This is a genomic window from Gordonia sp. WA4-43, assembly GCF_020520305.1.
GTDB classification, from domain to species: Bacteria; Actinomycetota; Actinomycetes; order Mycobacteriales; family Mycobacteriaceae; genus Gordonia; species Gordonia hongkongensis.
The window spans coordinates 945,519-964,790 of sequence record NZ_CP084736.1 but is presented as its reverse complement, the minus strand read 5'-3'; the positions used below and the strand labels follow the sequence as shown (position 1 = coordinate 964,790).

Sequence of the window (19,272 nt, the reverse complement as noted above, 5' to 3'; positions counted from 1 at the left end):
GCACGGATGTCGTGCGGGGTAGTCGGTCCCCGACCCAGGGTAGCCACACCACCGCTCGGTAAAGTCGGTGTCCGTCACACGTGTCGCACCGGCGCGGAGATGTTCGTCCGTCCGGTGCACGAGAACAGAACATGGAGGTCTGCGATGAGCGCTCAGCCCGAAGTCCACGAGTTCCAGGCCGAGACCCGGCAGCTGCTGGATCTCATGGTCCACTCGATCTACTCCAACAAGGACAGCTTCCTCCGCGAGCTGATCTCCAACGCGTCCGACGCACTGGACAAGCTGCGGCTGGAGTCCCTGCTCGACAAAGACCTCGACGTCGACACCTCCGACCTCCACATCACGCTCGACCCCGATGCCGAGGCCCGGACCCTGGTCGTGGCCGACAACGGCATCGGCATGACCCGCGACGAGGTCGTCGGCCTGATCGGCACGCTGGCCCGTTCGGGCACGGCCGAGTTGCGCCGGTCGCTCGCGGAGGCTCGCGCGAACGGGGTGTCCGACGCGGCGGCCGAGGAACTGATCGGCCAGTTCGGCATCGGCTTCTACTCGACGTTCATGGTCGCCGAGAAGGTCACGCTGGTGACCCGTAAGGCGGGGGAGAGCACCGGCACCCGCTGGGAGTCGACCGGCGACGGAACCTACACGATCGACGACGTCCCCGACGCGCCGCAGGGCACCTCGGTCACGTTGGCGCTCAAGCCCGTCGACACCGAGGATCACCTCTACGACTATTCGGATCCGACCAAGCTCCGCCAGCTCGTGAAGCGGTACTCGGACTTCATCGCGTGGCCGATCCGGATGAATGTCGAGAAGACCGTTCCGGTGGAGACCCCCGACACCGAGGCCTCCGACGCCGACGACGCGGACGAGAAGAAGGCGCCGGAGACGAAGACGGTCGTCGAGGCCGAGACGATCAACTCGATGAAGGCGCTCTGGGCCAAGTCGCGCTCGGAGGTGACCGACGAGGAGTACCAGGAGTTCTACCGGCACGTCTCCCACGCCTGGGATGCGCCGCTGGAGACCATCACGCTGCAGGCCGAGGGCACCTTCGAGTACCAGGCGCTGCTGTTCATCCCGACGCAGCCACCGTTCGACCTGTTCATGCGCGACAGCAAGGTCGGGATCCACCTCTACGTCAAACGCGTCTTCATCATGGACGACTGCGCCGAACTGATGCCGGAGTACCTGCGCTTCGTCAAGGGTGTCGTCGACGCGGCCGACCTGTCGCTGAACGTGTCCCGCGAGATCCTGCAACAGGACCGCCAGATCCGCGCGATCCGTCGCCGGCTCACCAAGAAGGTGATCTCGACGGTCACCGAGATGCGCGCCGGCCGGCCCGACGACTACCGCACGTTCTGGGATGCCTTCGGCCGGGTGTTCAAGGAAGGTCTGGTCAACGATCCGGACAACCGCGAGGCGCTCCTCAAGGCCTCGTCGTTCGCGACCACCCACTCCGAGGACGAACTGACTACACTCGCCGACTACATCGGCCGGATGAAGAGCGGTCAGGACACGATCTACTACATGACCGGCGAATCGCGTCAGCAGATCGTGAACTCGCCGCACATGGAAGCGTTCCGCGCGAAGGGAATCGAGGTTCTCGTCCTGTCCGATCCCGTCGACGAGATGTGGGTCTCGGCGGGTGCGGAGTTCGACGGCAAGTCGTTCCAGTCGATCGCCAAGGGCGCCGTCGACCTCGACGGTGACGACGAGGACGCCGACGATTCCGCCAAGGAGGAGCAGAACAAGACCTACGCCGACCTGCTGGGGTGGCTCACGAGCACCCTCTCCGACGACGTCAGTGAGACGCGACTCTCGTCGCGCCTCACCGAGTCGCCGGCGTGCCTGGTCGGTGACACGTTCTCGATGTCTCCGCAGCTGGAGAAGCTCTACCGGGCGTCCGGTCAGGAATTCCCCAAGTCCAAGCGGGCACTGGAGCTCAACCCTGATCACCCGCTCGTCGCCGCGCTGAACAAGGCCTACGGAGCCGGGGATCACGAACAACTGGTGCCGACGGCGAAGCTGCTGTACGGCATGGCCGTCATCGCCGAGGGCGGTGAGCTCGACGACCCGGCCGAGTTCGCGAAGCTGTTGGCCGGTCGTCTCACCGAATCGTTCGCGGCGAGCGGACCGTCGTCCGGTTCGGAGTCCTGATCGGTCTGTCCAGACCACGGGTACGCCGCGCGTGAGCCGCCGAAGACGGATCGTCGTCTTCGGCGGCGTCGCGGCCGTCCTGGCAGTGGTGCTGGTCGCCGCGCTCGTCGTCGGGCTGGCCCGCGAGGACGAGCGGGCGACCACCCCGTCCGAGGCGGTGCAGACCTATCTCGACGCGCTCGCCGATGCCGATGCCGACGCGGCTCTGGGTGTCATCGACCCGCGCCCCGACACCCGGTTTCTGTCCGACAACGTCCTGCGGGCTCAACGCGCCGCGGCGCCGCTGGGCGACATCGAGGTCAGGCCTGCTGCCGACGGCGCGCCGGAGGAGAACGTCCGGGCGAGATACCGGATGGGTGCCCGGGTCATCGACACCGAGATCCGGACCGTACGGGTCGCCGACGGCTGGGCCGTCGTCGACGGCGCGATCGCGGTCCGGATCGAGTCGCTACGGGTCGTGCAACCGACGTTCTTCGGCGGCGAGGTCGAGGAAGGGCACACGGTGCACGTGTTCCCTGGACCGCAGCGCTGGGGCTCCCGCGACACCGACTTCGTCGCGCGCGTCGCGGACGACGATCCTCCGACCACGCCGCGAGGACCCATGTCCGTCCGCGTCGTCGGCGAACTGAGCGCCACCGGCGCCGGAGCCGTCAGCGATTCGGTGTCGGCGCACCTGACCGCGTGTGCGGCGTCGACCCAGGCCGATGCGGGTCGGCAGGTCGCGGGCTGTACCCAACGGTTGTACCGCTCCGCGGTGGACGGCAGTGTGCGGTGGACGGCTCCGAAAGACCTGTCCGGGCTGCGCTATCTGCTCCGTGATCCGGGTTCGGATGCGAGGGGGGACAGCAGTCGGGACGGGTCGGATCTGGGTGTCGTCGACGTCGTCGGCCCGGTGCGCTGGCGGGTGTCCTACACCCCCGAGTACGACGCGGACGGCCCCCGGGTGGAGACCGTCGACGAGCAGTACCTCGTGGGCCATGTCGACCTCACCGAGAGCAGTCCCGAGTTCGTCACCGACGGCTGACCCACCGAGTTCCGACCAGGTCGGGTCAGCGCGGTCGCAGCCGGAACACCGGGATGCGGCGGTCGGTGCGCTTCTCGTACAGATCGAAGTTCGGCCACACCGCCCGCAGCGTCTGCCAGGCCGCGTCCCGCTCGGCGTCGACCAGTTCGGTGGGCACCGCCTCCGACACCTCACCGTGGACGATGATCTCGATCTCGTCGGCAGCGCGGAGGTTGAAGACCCACGCCGGCATCTTGGGACCGCCGAAGTAGGAGCCTGCGATCAACCAGTCCGACCCGTCCGGGACGGCCAGGAGTTGCGTCGTCCGGATCGCACCACTCTTGCGGCCCGGGACCCGGATCGTGATGTTCGGCAGATCACCGATGTCGAGCAGGCTCAGCCGCTGTCCCGACACAGATTGAAGAACGCTGTCGCACCTGACGATCTGCGGGAGGAAGCGAGGCATCCAGGAGATCGACCCGATCTTCACCGCGAGTCCGCGCCGCACCGTCATGCGCCCAGTGTGTCACGGGGATTCGGCGAATCGACGTCGACTCCCCGGACCCGTGTCGAGTCTCCGCCGACGCCGTGACGGTTCGATGCCCTCCGGGCGGATGGGCACCGAGGTAGCGTTGCGGTCCGTGACGACCGGTGACAGCGTGACGCACATCTTGATCGACGGCGGCCAGACCGGCACCCGCGTGCGGATCGAGACGCCCGACGGTGGTTCCGACCACGACGCGCCCCCGATCCGTACCGACCGACCGGTCGTGGAGCAGATCGCCGCAACCGTGCGGGACATCCTTCGAACGGCGATGGTGAGGTCGGGTCCCGACGGGTCGCCCGGCCCGTCGGTGGTCGCGGCCGGCGTGTCCGGACTGACCCCCGGCGCCTCCCGCCCAATCGATCTCCTCGCCGCGCTCGCCGACGCAGGCGTCGACTCCGTTGCCCTCGCCCATGATTCGGTGACCGCGTATCTGGCCGCGAATCGTCACGAGTTCGGCGCGGTCACCGCGGTCGGGACGGGCGTGGTCACCCTCGGGGTCGGCCGGGGCGGTGTCCGCCGGGTCGACGGCTGGGGATACCTCTTCGGCGACGCCGGTAGTGCCTACTGGATCGGGCGGTCGGGCATCACCGCGGCACTGCGCGCCTTCGACGGCCGGGGGCCCGAGACGGCACTCCGCGTGGCCACCGAGGAGGAATTCGGTCCGCTGGCCGAGTTGTACATGTCGGTGCAGGCCGACCCCGACCGCGTCGCACGCATCGCCGCGTTCGCCCGGGCGGTCGACGCCGCATCGGAGGCCGGGGATGCGGCGGCCCAACAGGTCATCGACGACGCCGCCGACGAACTGGCGACGTCGGCGATGACCGCGCTCGACCGCAGCGGCCGCGGGCCCGGCGAGCCAGCACGCGTGAGCTGGGTCGGCGGTGTGATGTCGGCTAGTGATCGACTCCGAAACCGGTTCGTCGACACCATCTCTCGCCGAGCCCCGGAGGTGTCCGTGGAACCGCCGCACGGCCCGCCCTTCGACGGCGTCCGACTCCTCACCGATCTCGACGCCGCACACCCGCTGGCCGAGCACGTCTACCGTGGGACCTCTGCTCCCTGAGCCGAAAGAAGCGGCCCCCATTGCTCCCTAATCCAAAGGAACGACATAACCATTGCTCCCTGAGGTGCGAGGAGCGCCAGCGACGAGCCACGAAGGGCCTGGTGAGGCAGGTTGCGGAGCCCTTCGTGGCTCGCTTCGCTCGCACCTCAGGGAGCAGAGATGTGGAAGCCCACGCGTGTTCTTTCGTAGTCCACGACGGCCGCCAGGCCGCAGGTACTGAGGTGCGAGGAGCGCAAGCCGCCGGGCCGAGCAAGCGACCACGGAGCGCGTCGAGGTCGACGAGCCTCGAAGCTCAGGGCGACTCAGCGACCCTTGAACTCGGGTTTGCGCTTCTCGAAGACGGCGGTGATGGCCTCGGTGAGGTCCTCGCTGGGCAGGAACGCGGAGTTCCACGCGGCGACGTAGCGGAGGCTGTCGTGGACGGCGGCGCTGCGCGAATGGTCGAGAACGGACTTGATGCCGTGGACCACGAGCGGCGGGTTGTCGGCGATCTCGCGGGCGGTCGAGCGGGCGAGCTCGAGCACGGCGGTCTGATCGTCGGCGACGTCGTTGACCAGACCGATCTTCTCGGCGCGGGCGGCGTCGATGTCCTTGCCGGTCAGCGCCAGCTCCCGCATGTGACCGTCGCCGATGATGAACGGCAGGCGCGCGAGTGTGCCCACGTCGGCGACCATCCCGACCTTCACCTCACGCACGCTGAACTTGGCGTCGGCGCTGGCGTAGCGCACATCGGCCGCGCAGATCAGGTCCACGCCGCCACCGATGCACCAGCCGGACACGGCCGCGACGACCGGCTTGCGACAGTCGGCGACCGCGGTGATGCCGGCCTGGAGTGTGCGCAGCGAGTCGAGGAATTCGGTGCGCGGCGCGGCTTTGGCGTCCCCGGCGAGGACGGCCGACAGCGTCCCGCCCATCGCGACGAGGTCGAGGCCGTAGGAGAAGTTCTTGCCCGACCCCGTCAGCACCACCGCGCGCACTTCCGGATCGGTGTCGAGGTGCCCGAACAGCTCTGGGAGTTCCTGCCAGAAGTCCGGTCCCATGGCATTGCCCTTGCCCGGGCCGATGAGGGTGACCTCGGCGATGTGGTCGGAGACGGTGATGTCGAACGCGGTCCAGGCGCGGTCGTTCCAGGCGTGGTCTGTCATGCGAGGGAGCCTACTCGGCGGTCAGAACCGGCGGTGTCCGGATCCGCCGACGGCAACCGACGGCGACCGGTCGGGCCGAGAGCGGTGCGTCGACCCTGTTAGATGGGCACATGAGCGGATACATCCAGGAGGACATCGACCCGGAGGAACTCGCGCACCGGACCGAACTCGCGTCCGCGATCGCGGGCAGCGTCCGGGACTTGATCGATGCGACGGTGCGCACCGAGGTCGGTGAGACAGACATCGCGGAGGCGAGGCGGCTCATCGCCGCCGCCACCGAGATCCTCCGGAAGGACCAGCTGCCGGGCCCGTTCGGCATCCGATTCAACTCCGACGGCACCAAACGGTCCTGGGGCAATGCCGTTCTGGGGCGGCGGAACCCGATCGCACCGCCGGTCGAGCTCCATCACGAATCCGAGTACAGCTGGCTCGAGGTCGCACTCGGTCCCCAGTACGAGGGTCCGGCCGGACTCGTCCACGGCGGCGTGCTCGCGCTCGTCTTCGACCAGCTGCTGGGTTCGACCGCGGAGTTCCAGGGTGTGCCCGGGATGACCGGCACCCTCACCGTCCGGTATCGGCGCGGTACGCCGCTCGGGGTGATCCGCGGCGAGGCGCGCGTCGATCGGGTCGAGGGTGTGAAGACGTTCGTCACAGGGACGATCTCGGTCGACGGCCAGCTCACGGCCGAGTCCGAGGGCATCTTCATCCTGCCGCGGTGGGCTCGCGGTGAGGTGCCCGACGCCATGCGGAACTCGGTCGGCGAGGGCTGAACGCCGCGGGCCGGCCCGTCGCCCGACGACCGGTCAGACCTCCGCGGGAGTCGATCGCGGCCCTACGGGTGAGTAGCGCGCACACAGGAACGCGCCGTTGCGTGCGAAGTCCTGCAACTCGAAGTCGTAGGCGCGCGGGAAGAGTGGTCGGCCCGACCCCAAGGTGACGGGCGCGATCGACACGATGACGTCGTCGAGCATTCCGGCTTCGGCGAACTGCGCGGCGAGGTCGCCGCCGCCCACGACCCAGACGTGGCGGTCGCCCGCTGCGTCGACCAGACGGTCACGGAGGTCTGCGGGGCTCCCGGCGACCACCGAGATGGTGTCCGACACCGGCGTCAGTGACTGATGGGTGAAGACGAACGTCGGTATGTCGTATGGCCACGGCTTCCCGTCGGAGACCTCGTGGTCGAGGATCCACCGGTAGGTCGTCGCGCCCATCACGGCGACACCGACCTGCCGGAAGAAGTCGTCGTAGTTCATCGGCCCGCCCTCCTCGAGCGGTTGGCTGAGCAGCCAGTCGAGGTTGTCCCGGTCGTCGGCGAGGAAGCCGTCGAGGGTCGTTGCCGTGTAGTAGCGGAATGCCATCAGAATCCTCCGGAGTGTCTGCGGTGCCACATGATCGGGTCGGGATCGAGAGTCGGGGCGGTGACGTCGACGCCGGAGTCCCGCAGCATCCAGCGGGCGACGAGCCGACGATGTGCGGAGAACGTCAACACGTGCGCGACGATCTGGGAGAGCAGGAACGATTCGGGTGGGTCGCACAAGGCGTCGATCACGCGGTCCTGCCACGCGCCGCGTCGGTCGATGTCACGGATCAGGGCGAGCCAGCGCGGTGCAATGTCGCGATGCAACTCGATGAGGTCGGTCAGTTGGGTCGGTGCGGCCGGCGGCAGGTCGGCTCCCTCGATCGTCGACAACCAGGGGAGTTTGTCGCCGACGAGATGGGAAATGACCTCTGCGAGAGACTCTTCCGGTCCACTCCAGGACAGCAGCTGGTTACCCGCGAGACGCGGCGCGGTCCACGACGCGGCGTCGAGCCCCTTCGCGGCGTCGAGGAGCGCCTCGATGTCGTCGAGGTCGTGGCGAATCATGAGCATCACCACGTTGCCCGCATCCTCGGTCGTGGGTGAGCCGCTGTCGACGTACAGCGCAGTGGGCGAGTGGAAGTGGATGCCGTTCGGCGCCGGCAGCCAGTGGCTGTGCTCTCCCACCGCACCCATGCGGCCGGGACTGTGTCCGAAGGCGCGGCTGAAGGCACGCGAGAAGCCGTCGACGGACGAGTACCCGGACTCGAAGGCCACGTCGGTCACCGACTGTCCCCGCTGGAGGAGCCACGCCGCACGTTCGAGGAGGACGCGGCGCCGCAGGGCCACCGGTGCCTCGCCGGCACCGCGCCGGACCTGCCGGGTGAAGTGGAACGGCGACGCGTAGGCGCCCGAGGCCATGTCGTCGAGCGAGGTGTTGTCCTCGGACAGCACCGCGTCGAGAAGCTGCCGGAGACGGTCACGGTCGGTAGAGGTCACCCTCTGAGTATGGAACCGCGAAAGCCGTTCCCGCCCGACCGAAATTGCTCCACCGGGCGGCGGTGCCGATCAGTCCCTCGTCAGCAGGGGGATCAGACGTTCGGTCTCGGCCTCGGTCCAGCCCGGCGGCTGCAGGATCTTGGCCCAGGCTGCCGGGATCGCGGACATGTAGTTGTGTCCGTGGCCGTCGGGGACTCCGACTGACACCGCCATGTCGGCGCTGACCTGCAAGAAGGTCACGAACGGGATCCACCGCATCGCCGACAGCACGTCGCGTCCGGGTTCCTCCTCGAGCCAGTCCGGCTCGCGGAGGATCAGTCGCGGGTTCCACCACGAGATCGGATCGGAGGCGTGCTGCAGATACACCGCGCGACCCGACGGCGACGTCCACTCGGTGGTCGGCTTGTCGAGGTCGGGTGCGTCGGCGATGAATCGGACCTGTCGTCCGTCGTCGTAGGTGGGCAACACTTCCGGCGTCCCGTCGTCGCGTGACCCGGTCGTGTCCACCCACAGTTTGTTGTTGAAGGTCGGTCCGCTGAACAACGCACCGTCGGTGCGCGCGCTCAGCGCCGGGATGGTCCCGAACGCCGACTCGGCCGCGAACGAGCCGAGGCTCTCGCCGAAGACGACGAGCTTGGGGCGTTGGGCCTCAGGTACCTCGCGCACCCGTTCCGAGACCGCCTCGAAGAGCGCCTGCCCGGCCTGCCGCGCGCGTTCCTTGTCGACGAGGAACGACAACCAACTCGGCAGGTACGAGTACTGCATGCTCACCGTCGCCGTGTCGCCGTTGTACATGTACTCGAGCGAGTCCACCGTCGCCTGGTTGATCCACCCGGTGCCGGTGGTGGAGGCGACCGCGATGAGTTTGCGCTGCAACCCGCCGGCGCGGACGAGTTCCTCTGCGGCGAGTTCGGCATTGGCACGCAGATCTGTACCCGAGCCGAGCCCGACGTAGGCGCGGATCGGTTCCATGGCGGGGGACCCGTTGAACGCGCTCAGCTCTTCCACGGTGGGCGACACCGAGATGAAGATCCGGCCTTGACGCCCGAGCGAATCCCAGGTCACCAGCGAGCCCGGACCGCCCGAGCGCTGCGGGGTGGTCGGCGGACTGGAGTCCGCGGTCGTCTCGTCGTTGACCGCGGCGAACGACGAGTTCAGCGCCTGCATACCGTAGTTGGCGACGACGCCGTTGAGGACCAGCACCGTGATGATGATCGCGATGGTCGCCGCGGCGAAGGCCGAGATACGCGGCGGCGCCACGCGATTGAGTTTCCGGACGAGCCACTTCACCCCGTCGCCCCACGCCTGCCCGATGGTCATCAGCAGGGCGAAGACCACCACGGCGATGAGCAGGATCTGCGGGTAGGCCGTCCAGGACAGGAGGTCGACCCCCATCATCGTCCGGACCTGGTCCTGCCACCGCTGGAACGCGACCAGCATGACGACGGTGCCCGCGATCGCGGCCAGGCCCAGCGCCGCCCAGAGTCGGCGCATCGGCGCGGGCCAGGGTTCCTCCCGGGAGATCATGTAACGGATCAGCCAGGACACCAGCACACCGAGGCCGTACCCGACCGCGGCCGAGGCCCCGCTCACGATGCCCTGGAACAGCGGCCCGCGCGGCAGGAGCGACGGCGTCACCGACAGCCACAGAAAGACGAGCGCGACCGTCAACCCGACGCAGGAATACCGGTGGAGCCGCCGCCGCCGCCACCACGACGGCTTCTGTCCTTCTGCCGGGCCGGTGGCGCCGGACTGCTCCGGAACCGATGCTTCGTCCGGTTCCGGAGCGGCAGGTGGTTGCGAGGTGGGCGTGGTCGACGACACGTGGGTTCCTCTTTTCTCGAGAACCCGGAAACCGTAACACCGATCGCGGTGTGGCAGCGGCGCTTACGGCGACCGTGACCGTGGTGCCATCCAGCGGCGTCCGTTACTTGACCTCGGACCGCAGAATCCGTAGCACCCCGAACGCCAGGGGCAGCCCGATCCAGATCACTGCCGAGACGAGCATCCTCGCCCATTCGCCCCCGGTCGCCCAGTCGCCCTCTTGAAAGGGCACGTTCGTCAGGCCGGTGTCCACCCACTGGCCGAGATTGTCCTTGAACCACGGGACCAGCTGGCTGACCACGGTCAGAGCGGTGGGCAGCGCGAAGTAGGCGACGATCGCGCCCGGGGTGTTCAGGATCAGGGCGGCGAAGCCGAAACCGAGCAGCAAGCCGAAGGTCTGCGAGACGAACGAATTCACGAACCCGGCGAGCGTCAGGTCCCAGGAGCCGGCGGGATCGGGGAACGCCAGACCGGCGATTCCGTTGGCGATGACGCCGAGGATGAGCGCGACCGCGACCGCCGCGACGGCGGTGAGGAGCGCCGCCACCAGCTTCGCTCCGACGACGCGCTGCCGTCGGGGTTCGAGGGTGAATGTCGTCAGCGCGGTGCGTTGGCTCCACTCCCCGGTCACGAGCAGGATTGCGAGGATGGGAAGGATGATGGCGGTCGGGATGTTCATCATCCCGAAGAACTGTCCGAGGTTGAGATTTTCGGGGCTGTTGCGGTTCGCGATCAGCATCGCGATCACGACGATCGCCGCGATGACTCCGATCGAGGCGGTCAGCCAGAAACCCGCACGCGTGTCGACGAGCTTGCGCAGTTCGACGCGGACGAGTCGGGAGAACGGGATTCCGGGGCGCTCGACGTCGATCACGTCGGTGTGGGGCACGGGGGTGCCGAAGTCGGCGAGGGTCATCGAGCTGCTCCTTCGAGTGTGGTGTGTTCACGCTGGGTGTCCGCGGTCAGCTGCAGGAACATCGCCTCGAGCTGGGCGCCGTCCGCGGGCCGCAGCTCGGTGAGGACGACGCCGACGGCGGCCGCGGCGCGGCCCACGTCGACGGGGTCGGCGTCGACATCGAGTCCGCCGGAGGCGTTGCGCTGCACGGTGATCCCGGCTGCGTTCAGCGCCTCGCCGAGGGTCGCGTCGTCGAGTGATCGGACGCGTGTCCCGGCGCCGGCGAGCAGTTCGTCTTTGGTGCCCTGGGCCACGATCCGGCCGTTGCCGATCACGACGATGTCGTCGGCGACGATCTCGATCTCGTGCAACAGGTGCGACGACAGCAGCACCGTGCCACCGCGATCGGCGTACCCGCGCAGCAGGGTTCGCATCCAGTGGATGCCCGCCGGGTCCAGTCCGTTGGCCGGTTCGTCGAGGATCAGGATCTTCGGGTCCCCGAGCAGGGCTGCGGCGATACCGAGACGCTGGCGCATGCCGAGGGAGTAGTTGCGCACTCGTCGCCCGGCCTCCTCCGGGGTGAGGCTGACCAGCTCGAGCATCTCGTCGACGCGGTCGTGGCCGATGCCCATGGTCATCGCCGACAGTCGCAGGACCTCCGCGCCCGTCCGGCCGGCGTGCTGAGCCGAGGCGTCCAGGAGGATGCCGACCTGCGTGCCGGGATTCGGGATGGACCGGTAGTCGACGCCGTAGAGTTGCGCCACCCCCGACGTCGGCGGCGTCAGCCCGGCGATGATCCGCATCGTCGTCGACTTCCCGGCGCCGTTGGGGCCCAGGAATCCGGTCACCTGCCCGGGGCGGCAGGTGAACGACACGTCGTCGACTGCGACGTAGTCGCCGTAGCGCTTCGTCAGATTCTCCACTGTGATCATGTCGTCCATCGTGTCGTTTCCGCACGGCGTGCACATCGGACCTCCGGACAGCGTCGTATCGACCGAAAGTCGTAGGGGTCGACACCCATCGGGAGGACGCGGGCACCACCGGCGCCCGACTACGGTGACGGTTGTGCGTCCTGAGCAGTACCAACCACCGATGACGTGGGCCGGCCGATTGTGGCGGCTCGCGGTGATGCTCTGCGTCTCGGCCGGCACCTTCGCCACCCGTGCGTCGTACCTGTGGGACGAGGCCCGGTGGTGGTTCGTCGCCGACCTCGCACTCGGGGTGCTCTCCTACATCGTCATCTGGTGGCGCCGAAGCCATCCCGTACCGGTCACGACGTTCACGAACATCGTGACCATCGTGTCGTCGTCGTCTCTCGGACCGGGCATTCTCGCCATGGTGTCCCTGTCGACCCGGCGTCGGTGGCGCGAGATCATCCCGCAGGCGGTGTTGTCCGTTGTCGCGGGGATCATCGCCCTCGCCTTCTTCGCCACTCCGACCGAGGCGAACGATCCCGTCATCGTCAGTTACTCGGTCACGGTGGTCGCGACGGCGGCGATGGTCGCGTGGGGTCTCTACATCGGTTCGCGGCGTGAGCTTCTCGCCAGCTGGCAGGCGCGCGCGCTGGCCTCCGAGGCCGAACAGCAGGCGAAGGTGATGCAGGCGCGTTCGCTCGAACGGGCGCGGATCGCACGCGAGATGCACGACATCCTCGCGCATCGGATCTCGGCGATGAGCATGTACGCGGGCGCATTGGCCTACCGTTCGGACCTGTCCGGAGAGCAGATCCGCGAGACGGCGCAGACCATCCAGGAGACCTCGCACCTGGCGTTGACCGAGCTGCGGGAGGTGCTCGGGGTTCTGCGGGAGGGGCCCGGCGACGCCGCGCCCGAGGAACCGCAAGGGGTTCCGGACCTGGCCGCGCTGATCGAGGAGGCGCGCCGGCTGGGGATGCGTGTGGACAGCCGATGCGACATCGATGTCGATTCGCTGGGCCCGGCGATCTCACGCACGCTGTATCGGTGTGTGCAGGAGGCCTTGACCAATGCGCGGCGTCATGCGCCGAGCGCGCCGGTGACCATGCACATCCGGGGCGGACCCGAGCACGGTGTGGACCTGCTCGTCGAGAACCCGCTACCGCTGACAGCGCGTTCGACCGGTCCCACACCAGGATTCGGACTCGTCGGCCTGGCCGAGCGGGTCGGGTTGCACGGCGGCAGGCAGTCGGTGACCGTGAGCGAGGACAAACGGTTCCTGTTGCACGTCTGGTTACCGTGGCAGTCATGACCGCCCGCATCATGATCGTCGACGACGACCCCCTCGTCCGTTCCGGACTCCGGCTCCTCCTCGGCGGTGATGCCGGCCTCGACATCGTCGCCGAGGCGGGCAACGGGCAGGAGGCCCTCGACACCCATGCCACGGCGCCCGTGGATCTCGTCCTCATGGATCTGCGGATGCCGGTGCTCGACGGGATCGCGGCCACCGGCCGCTTCAAGGCACTGGCCTCGCCACCCGCGATCATCGTGCTCACGACCTTCGACGCCGACGACTACGTCGTCCGCGCACTCGCGATGGGTGCCGACGGATTCCTGCTCAAGGACACGCCACCCGACGACATCGTCGCGGCCATCCACCAGGTGCTCGACGGTCGACCGGCCCTGAGTCCCTCGGTGACCGCCGCGTTGATCAAGCAGGTCGTCACCAGCGGCGGTCACCGAACCTCGTCCGCGGTCGAACGTGTCGACCGACTCACCGCACGCGAGCGTGATGTGGCCGTCGAGCTCGCCCGTGGGGCGTCGAACGCCGAGATCGCTGAACGGCTCTACATGAGCCTTGCGACGGTCAAGGCGCACATCTCGCACATCTTCACCAAACTCGACGCGGGCAACCGAGTCCAGGTCGCGATCCTGATGCACGACGCCGGGATGGTGTGAGTACTCAGTATCTGCGGCCTGGCGGCCGTCGTGGACTATGAAAGAACACTCGTGAGCGTCTACATCTCTGCTCCCTGATGTGCGAGCGAAGCGAGCCACGAAGACATCCCAGGGGTGCAAGGTGTCAAGCGGCGAGGTTGGCGCGGTGGTTCCAGGCGGTGTGTTCGTTGTAGAGGGTGCGGTGTTTGAGGCAGCCGTGGAGGATGCCGATGAGCCGGTTGGCGAGCGCACGCAAGGCTTGGGGGTGGGACTTCTTCTGATCTCGCAGGCTGTCGTAGTAGACGCGGGCGCCGGGACTGCCGGTCAGCGCGCTTTGCGCCATCGCCATGGCGGCGGCGTTGAGGCGGGTGTTGCGGATATGGCGGGCCAGCACGACGTGCCCTTTGCCTGAGGCGATGGTCCGTGGTGAGGTGCCGGCATAGTTTCTGCGAGACTTGGCGGTGGCATAGCGTTCGGGGTCGTCCCCGAACTCGCCAAGCATCCGGGCGCCGGTGATGTCACCGACTCCGGGCATGGACAGGTAGATCTCGGCGTCGGCGATGCGCTCTAAAAGACTGGGCCATACTGGTTTCCAGTTGATCAATTTGGGTGTTGAGCGTCGTCAGCATGTTCACCGTCACGGTCACGGTCGCCGCATACGCTGCGGTAAGTGCCTCCGGTGCGCTCAGATGACCGCCCCCACGCAGGGCCTGCTGGATCTCGCGGGCACGGGTATCGGTATTGCGTTGGCGGCCAACCTTTTTCAGAGCTGATCGGATCGCCGCGACCGTCAGTGCCGCTCCCTGTCGTGGGGTGGGAGCGCGACGCAACACCGCCAGGCAGTCTTTGTGGGCGAGGTCGCCGCCGAAGGCATCGACCGCGGCCGGATAGTAGGCGCCCAGTTGAGCGCGCAACACGTTCTGTTGTGCTGAGCGCGCCCACACCAGATTCTGATGCGTACGGGCCATCACCGTGATCGCCTTGACCTCGACGGTGTCGGCGGCGACCAATCGATGATTGTGCCGGTCGGTCCGCACCAGATCAGCCAGCGTTTTCGCGTCAGCCTTATCGGATTTGGTGCCCCCGACATGGTGGCGGTCGCGGTACCGCGACACCGACAACGGGTTGATCGCATACACCTGATAGCCCGCGGCGACCAGGGCGGCGACCCACATGCCGTGATCGGTTTCGATCCCCACCACCACCTCAGAGGGGTCGTGGGCGAACCGGGCGAGCAGGTCATGCATCGCCGTCACGCCGGCCGCGTTCTCGGGTAGTCGGCGGGTGGCCAGGGTGGTGCCGTGTTCATCCATCACGCACACGTCGTGATGATCCGACGCCCAGTCGTTGCCCACACAGATCATGTCGGTCGTTCACCTCGTCTTCGGTCGTCTCGATCGATCGTCGGTGTGAACCTTGGGGTGATCACCCTTGACGCGGCCTAATGGATCAGTGCTCACCCCACATGGTTCAGGGGGCACGACATCCCAGAAGCGTTCTAGCGGGTGATCCTTACCCGGCCGGGCCACGGTCTTCGTGTAGAAATCCGACACCGTTTCAGGGTCTCGGAGTGGTCACCGGCCGGGAAGGCTCACACAAACCAGCATCCCCTGCAGGACGCCGATCCACCCCCATTAGGGTCTTCGCAACTCGCCTCGCCAAGCCCTTCGTGGCTCGTCGCTTGCGCTCCTCGCACCTCAGGGACCAGGGGTTATGCGGTTCTTTCGGATTGGCACTGCCGAGTGGTCGAGCCGCCTACCTGCCGGTTGAGCCGCCTACCTGCCGGTTGAGCCGCCTACCCGCCGGTTGAGCCTGTCGAAACCCCCGGGCCCGTCACCAGCGGAAGGTCGAGTGTGGTGCGAAGTCCCGCGGGCCCGTCGACCACCGCGGGGATGGCGTTCACGATCCGGCCGGCCGCGGCGACGATGGCGGCGTGGTTGTGGTCACCCTTGCGGCTCGTCGGCATGATGTCGACGGTGTACGACGGTTCGCCGGTGATCTCGACGCGGTAGCACCCGCCGGGCTGAGCCGGCTGCGCCCAGTCCGGCCGCAGGTCACCTCGAAGCCGCGTCACGTGCTCGATGACGATCACGGGTTCGCCGGCCACCTTGCCGATGATCTCGAAACGCACGGCCGCGCGGGTGCCCGCAGCGATGTGACCGGCCGCGATGTCGAAATCCTCCGGCGCAGGCTCGCTTTCGGAGATCTCCTCGATGTCGTCGACGGTGACGCCGAGACCGGCGGCCAGTTGCCGGATCGTCGTGCCCCATGCCAACCCCAGTACCCCCGGCAGGAACAGCATGGGGGTCTCGTCGAGCGGTTTGCCGAAGCCCATGACGTCGAACATGACGGTCGCCCCGTCATAGGTCGCGTAGTCGGCGATCTCCATGCAGCGCACCTGCTCGATGTGCTGGCAGGTGCCTGCGAAGACGAACGGGATGAGGTCGTTGGCGAAACCGGGATCGACCCCGGTCACGAACAGGCTGGCGCCGCTGCCCGCGGTGGTCTCGTCGATCTTGGCGATCGCCTTCGCGGGCATCACGTCCCAGGGGTACTGGAGCGTGTTCGGGGAGGACCCGACGACGTCGATCCCGGCGGCGAGGATGCGCACCACATCGTCGAAGGCCTCGACGGGACGTGTGTCACCCATGGCGCAGTACACGACACAATCCGGCTTCGTCGCGATCACCTCGTCGAGGTCGCCCACCGCCAGGACTCCGGTGGGTGTCTCCAGCCCGGCGAGCGTCGCGGCGTCGACACCGACTTTTTCAGGGGTGGACACGCAGACGGCCACGAGTTCGAACCGCGGGTCCTCGATCAGCTGGGTGAGGCACAACCGGCCGACGTTGCCGGTTCCGACGAGAGCTACCCGGAAGGACATGGCGTGGAACTCCTTGTGTTCGATCGGCGCCGGTGGGGCGTGGTGTACACCTGTCCGGACGTTTGTCTGTTCAGTAGACCATTTTTCGGTGGAACCTGTTCTATTTTCGCGCTCGTCGCGGTAGCGTTGCCGCCCATGGGACGCGTAGACGACAAGGTTGCAGTGATCACCGGTGGTTCGCGGGGCATGGGCGCCGAGCACGCCCGGGCCCTCGTGGCCGAGGGGGCGAAGGTGGTGATCGGCGACATCCTCGACGATGAGGGCAAGGCGCTGGCCGCCGAACTGGGGGACGCGGCGCGCTACGTCCACCTCGATGTCACCTCGCCCGAGGACTGGCAGACGACGGTGTCCACCGCGGTAGACGAGTTCGGCAAGGTCAACGTCCTGGTGAACAATGCCGGCATCGTGAACGGTTCGACGATCCAGAAGTTCCGGCTGGACAAGTGGAAGCAGATCCTGGACGTGAACCTGACGGGCACGTTCCTCGGAATCCAGGCGGTCGCGGACCTGATGATCGACGCCGGCGGTGGCTCGATCATCAACGTCTCGTCGGTGGAGGGCCTGCGCGGAAGTCCCTGGGCGCACGGCTATGTCGCGAGCAAGTGGGGCGTGCGTGGTCTGGCGAAATCGGTTGCGCTCGAACTGGCTCCGCACAACGTGCGGGTGAACTCCATCCACCCGGGTCTCATCCGGACGCCGATGACCGAGGGGATCCCCGACGACATGGTGACCGTGCCGATGGGTCGGGCCGCGGAGTCACGCGAGGTGTCGACCTTCGTGGTGTTCCTGGCCAGCGACGAGTCCTCGTACGCGACCGGTGCCGAGTTCGTGATGGACGGCGGCCTCAGCGCCGACGTGCCACACAAGTGAACGCCCACACCAGGACGACCATCCCGATCAGTTCGACGAGTGTCTGCGTGATCACCGTCGCCGCGGCCAGTTCCGCCCCGACCGGCAGCGCCAGCGCGAGTGGCAGGACGACGAGCGAGTTGCGGGTGGCTCCGGAGAAGACGACCGCCGTCGACGGCTCCGGGGCCAGGCGGAACATGTGTGCCACCGCGACACCGGCCGCCACCATGATCGCGAGGAACGCGGCGTAGACCGGGATCACCCCGACGATGTCGGCAAAACGCGAACCGACGAGAGGTACCTGGGAACTCACGGCGACGAAGAGTACGGCCACCATGAGCGGGACCATCGTCATCGTGGCGCCGACCAAGGCTCGACGACCCGCCTCGGATCGTTCCGCCCACGCCTGGGTGAGCCACGCCAGTGCCAGCGGGCAGAGGATGAGGACAGCGAACGCCCAGAGGAACGGCTCCGGCTCGATCACCGACCGTCCGTCACCGAGCAGCAGCACCAGATACAGCGGTGTCAGCAGCATCTGGGCGAGGAGCAGCAGCGGCGTCGCGGCAAGGAGTCGTCGGGCGTCCCCGCCGCCGAGCCCGGCGAACACGACGACGTAGTCGACGCACGGACACAGCAGCACCAGTAGCGCGCCGAGACGGATCGCGTCGTCGGCGGGCAGCGCTGAGGACAACACGGCCACCACAAGAGGCGCCACGACGAAGTTCAGGAACAGCACCGCGACCAGGAACCGTCGGTCACGCAGCGATTCCAGGAGATCGGACCGGCGGATCTGCAGAAAGGTGACATAGAGCAGCGCGGCGAGCAGCGGCGTGATCGCCGACTCGAGGCCCTCGGCGGGACCGGGTGCGGCCAGTCCCGCACACAGTCCGGCGAGTATCGCGCCGAGGTAGAGGGCGACCTGGTGACGTTCGAGGCGGTCGACGACGGTCGCGGGTCTTGGCACCGAATCATTCTGCGACACCGCGGCCGCGTTCACCGACACCGCCATGGCGCGGTACGGCAGACTCGACCGGGTGATCACCCCGTCCCGTCGCACCGACGTCGCGCTACTGGTCGTGGTGATCGTGTTCCTCGTCGCGGTGAACATCGGTGCGCATCTCGCGGACGGCCCGCTGTCGGTGGCGATCGTCCCGGTTGCCGCCGTCGTGGCCGTGGGCATCGCCCGCCTCGCCGGCCTCGGCTGGCGGGACCTCGGCCTGAGCCGTGCGGAACTGCGCGCCGGCATCCCGGTCGCCGTGGCCGCGGTCCTCGTGGTCGCGGCGGTGGTCTCGACAGCGGTCGCGATCCCGGCGACGCGTGAGTTCTTCCTGTCCGACCGCTACGACGACACCTCCGAGGCCCTCCTGGCGGCGTTCGTGATCATCCCGCTGCAGACCGTTCTCCCGGAGGAGGTCTTGTTCCGCGGTGTGCTGCAAGGGGTTCTGGGCCGGTTGTTCGCCCCGTTGACGACGCTGGTCGTCGGTGCGATCGCCTTCGGTTTGTGGCACATCCTGTCCTCGACCGGTCTCACCGCGGGCAACGAAGGCCTGAGCGGCGTACTGGGTGCCGGGACGGTTGCACAGATCGCCGGCATCGCAGGCGCGGTCGTGGCAACCGGGGCCGCGGGTTTCGTGCTCGGGTGGTTACGGCAACGCACCACGAGCCTCCTCGCACCGATCGCCTTGCACTGGGCACTGAACGCCACCGGGGCGATCGGTGCCGCGGTGGCCTGGCAGGTGTCGTAGATCGAACACCGCTGG

At 67.8% G+C, this 19,272-nt stretch carries 17 protein-coding genes and 1 pseudogene; 8 read left to right on the top strand and 10 right to left on the bottom strand.

Going from position 1 to position 19,272, the window contains the following annotated elements; genetic code table 11:
- The first annotated feature begins 144 nt into the window (after positions 1-144).
- On the top strand, positions 145-2,157 hold the full coding sequence (gene htpG, locus LEL84_RS04490; RefSeq protein WP_226513426.1) for a molecular chaperone HtpG: 2,013 nt from the start codon (positions 145-147) through the stop codon (positions 2,155-2,157).
- Between the two features lie 31 nt (positions 2,158-2,188).
- A complete protein-coding gene (locus LEL84_RS04485) occupies positions 2,189-3,181 on the top strand; it encodes a hypothetical protein (RefSeq protein WP_226513425.1) in 993 nt (330 codons plus the stop codon).
- 25 nt (positions 3,182-3,206) lie between these two features.
- Here LEL84_RS04485 and LEL84_RS04480 read toward each other — a convergent pair whose 3' ends face one another.
- Complete coding sequence (locus LEL84_RS04480; protein ID WP_065629862.1) at positions 3,207-3,674, bottom strand: nitroreductase family deazaflavin-dependent oxidoreductase; 468 nt, start codon at positions 3,672-3,674, stop codon at positions 3,207-3,209.
- 100 nt (positions 3,675-3,774) lie between these two features.
- Between LEL84_RS04480 and LEL84_RS04475 the strand changes: the two genes are divergently transcribed.
- On the top strand, positions 3,775-4,770 hold the full coding sequence (locus LEL84_RS04475; RefSeq protein WP_065629863.1) for an N-acetylglucosamine kinase: 996 nt from the start codon (positions 3,775-3,777) through the stop codon (positions 4,768-4,770).
- Between the two features lie 302 nt (positions 4,771-5,072).
- Here the strand turns inward: LEL84_RS04475 and LEL84_RS04470 are convergent, their stop codons facing one another.
- The gene (locus LEL84_RS04470; RefSeq protein ID WP_065629864.1) at positions 5,073-5,915 is read right to left on the bottom strand and encodes a crotonase/enoyl-CoA hydratase family protein; all 843 of its coding nucleotides are present in this window, start codon (positions 5,913-5,915) and stop codon (positions 5,073-5,075) included.
- A gap of 110 nt (positions 5,916-6,025) precedes the next feature.
- On the opposite strand from LEL84_RS04470, the gene LEL84_RS04465 reads away from it, so the two are divergent.
- Complete coding sequence (locus tag LEL84_RS04465) at positions 6,026-6,685, top strand: PaaI family thioesterase (RefSeq protein ID WP_055475413.1); 660 nt, start codon at positions 6,026-6,028, stop codon at positions 6,683-6,685.
- 33 nt (positions 6,686-6,718) lie between these two features.
- On the opposite strand, the gene LEL84_RS04460 is transcribed toward LEL84_RS04465, so the two are convergent.
- From LEL84_RS04460 to LEL84_RS04440, 5 genes are all read right to left on the bottom strand, one after another.
- On the bottom strand, positions 6,719-7,273 hold the full coding sequence (locus LEL84_RS04460) for a dihydrofolate reductase family protein (RefSeq protein ID WP_055475414.1): 555 nt from the start codon (positions 7,271-7,273) through the stop codon (positions 6,719-6,721).
- Positions 7,273-8,211, bottom strand: a complete 939-nt coding sequence (locus tag LEL84_RS04455) for a helix-turn-helix domain-containing protein (RefSeq protein ID WP_226513424.1) — start codon at positions 8,209-8,211, stop codon at positions 7,273-7,275. The genes LEL84_RS04460 and LEL84_RS04455 overlap by 1 nt, the downstream gene beginning before the upstream one ends.
- A gap of 69 nt (positions 8,212-8,280) precedes the next feature.
- Positions 8,281-10,035, bottom strand: a complete 1,755-nt coding sequence (locus LEL84_RS04450; RefSeq protein WP_226513423.1) for an alpha/beta hydrolase — start codon at positions 10,033-10,035, stop codon at positions 8,281-8,283.
- A gap of 103 nt (positions 10,036-10,138) precedes the next feature.
- Positions 10,139-10,951: an ABC transporter permease gene (locus LEL84_RS04445; protein ID WP_226513422.1), complete on the bottom strand. Its 813-nt coding sequence runs from the start codon at positions 10,949-10,951 to the stop codon at positions 10,139-10,141.
- Complete coding sequence (locus LEL84_RS04440; RefSeq protein WP_413466937.1) at positions 10,948-11,862, bottom strand: ABC transporter ATP-binding protein; 915 nt, start codon at positions 11,860-11,862, stop codon at positions 10,948-10,950. The genes LEL84_RS04445 and LEL84_RS04440 overlap by 4 nt, the downstream gene beginning before the upstream one ends.
- A 160-nt stretch (positions 11,863-12,022) precedes the next feature.
- Here LEL84_RS04440 and LEL84_RS04435 point away from each other — a divergent pair, with 160 nt between their 5' ends.
- Entirely contained in the window at positions 12,023-13,156 is a 1,134-nt protein-coding gene (locus LEL84_RS04435; RefSeq protein ID WP_226513420.1) for a sensor histidine kinase, read from the top strand.
- Positions 13,153-13,803 (top strand): response regulator, encoded by a 651-nt coding sequence (locus LEL84_RS04430; RefSeq protein ID WP_055475420.1) that lies wholly within the window; start codon positions 13,153-13,155, stop codon positions 13,801-13,803. The genes LEL84_RS04435 and LEL84_RS04430 overlap by 4 nt, the downstream gene beginning before the upstream one ends.
- 124 nt (positions 13,804-13,927) lie before the next feature.
- Here the strand turns inward: LEL84_RS04430 and LEL84_RS04425 are convergent.
- Positions 13,928-15,146: pseudogene (locus LEL84_RS04425) on the bottom strand (IS110 family transposase).
- 431 nt (positions 15,147-15,577) lie between these two features.
- The gene (locus tag LEL84_RS04420) at positions 15,578-16,663 is read right to left on the bottom strand and encodes a diacylglycerol kinase (protein WP_055475421.1); all 1,086 of its coding nucleotides are present in this window, start codon (positions 16,661-16,663) and stop codon (positions 15,578-15,580) included.
- 135 nt (positions 16,664-16,798) lie between these two features.
- Between LEL84_RS04420 and LEL84_RS04415 the strand changes: the two genes are divergently transcribed.
- Positions 16,799-17,533, top strand: coding sequence for a glucose 1-dehydrogenase (locus LEL84_RS04415; protein ID WP_055475422.1), 735 nt, complete (start codon positions 16,799-16,801; stop codon positions 17,531-17,533).
- Here LEL84_RS04415 and LEL84_RS04410 read toward each other — a convergent pair.
- The gene (locus LEL84_RS04410; RefSeq protein ID WP_226513419.1) at positions 17,508-18,476 is read right to left on the bottom strand and encodes an arsenic resistance protein; all 969 of its coding nucleotides are present in this window, start codon (positions 18,474-18,476) and stop codon (positions 17,508-17,510) included. The genes LEL84_RS04415 and LEL84_RS04410 overlap by 26 nt on opposite strands.
- Before the next feature lie 70 nt (positions 18,477-18,546).
- Between LEL84_RS04410 and LEL84_RS04405 the strand changes: the two genes are divergently transcribed.
- Positions 18,547-19,257, top strand: a complete 711-nt coding sequence (locus LEL84_RS04405) for a CPBP family intramembrane glutamic endopeptidase (RefSeq protein ID WP_078114053.1) — start codon at positions 18,547-18,549, stop codon at positions 19,255-19,257.
- Positions 19,258-19,272 lie beyond the last annotated feature (15 nt).

Excerpts from the sequence above, each read along its gene's own strand:
- htpG (WP_226513426.1), top strand. The coding sequence starts at position 145 with ATGAGCGCTCAGCCCGAAGTCCACGAGTTCCAGGCCGAGACCCGGCAG.
- LEL84_RS04480 (WP_065629862.1), bottom strand. The coding sequence starts at position 3,674 with ATGACGGTGCGGCGCGGACTCGCGGTGAAGATCGGGTCGATCTCCTGG.
- LEL84_RS04475 (WP_065629863.1), top strand. The coding sequence starts at position 3,775 with ATGGGCACCGAGGTAGCGTTGCGGTCCGTGACGACCGGTGACAGCGTG.
- LEL84_RS04470 (WP_065629864.1), bottom strand. The coding sequence starts at position 5,915 with ATGACAGACCACGCCTGGAACGACCGCGCCTGGACCGCGTTCGACATC.
- LEL84_RS04465 (WP_055475413.1), top strand. The coding sequence starts at position 6,026 with ATGAGCGGATACATCCAGGAGGACATCGACCCGGAGGAACTCGCGCAC.
- LEL84_RS04460 (WP_055475414.1), bottom strand. The coding sequence starts at position 7,273 with ATGGCATTCCGCTACTACACGGCAACGACCCTCGACGGCTTCCTCGCC.
- LEL84_RS04445 (WP_226513422.1), bottom strand. The coding sequence starts at position 10,951 with ATGACCCTCGCCGACTTCGGCACCCCCGTGCCCCACACCGACGTGATC.
- LEL84_RS04440 (WP_413466937.1), bottom strand. The coding sequence starts at position 11,862 with ATGATCACAGTGGAGAATCTGACGAAGCGCTACGGCGACTACGTCGCA.
- LEL84_RS04435 (WP_226513420.1), top strand. The coding sequence starts at position 12,023 with ATGACGTGGGCCGGCCGATTGTGGCGGCTCGCGGTGATGCTCTGCGTC.
- LEL84_RS04430 (WP_055475420.1), top strand. The coding sequence starts at position 13,153 with ATGACCGCCCGCATCATGATCGTCGACGACGACCCCCTCGTCCGTTCC.
- LEL84_RS04420 (WP_055475421.1), bottom strand. The coding sequence starts at position 16,663 with ATGTCCTTCCGGGTAGCTCTCGTCGGAACCGGCAACGTCGGCCGGTTG.
- LEL84_RS04415 (WP_055475422.1), top strand. The coding sequence starts at position 16,799 with ATGGGACGCGTAGACGACAAGGTTGCAGTGATCACCGGTGGTTCGCGG.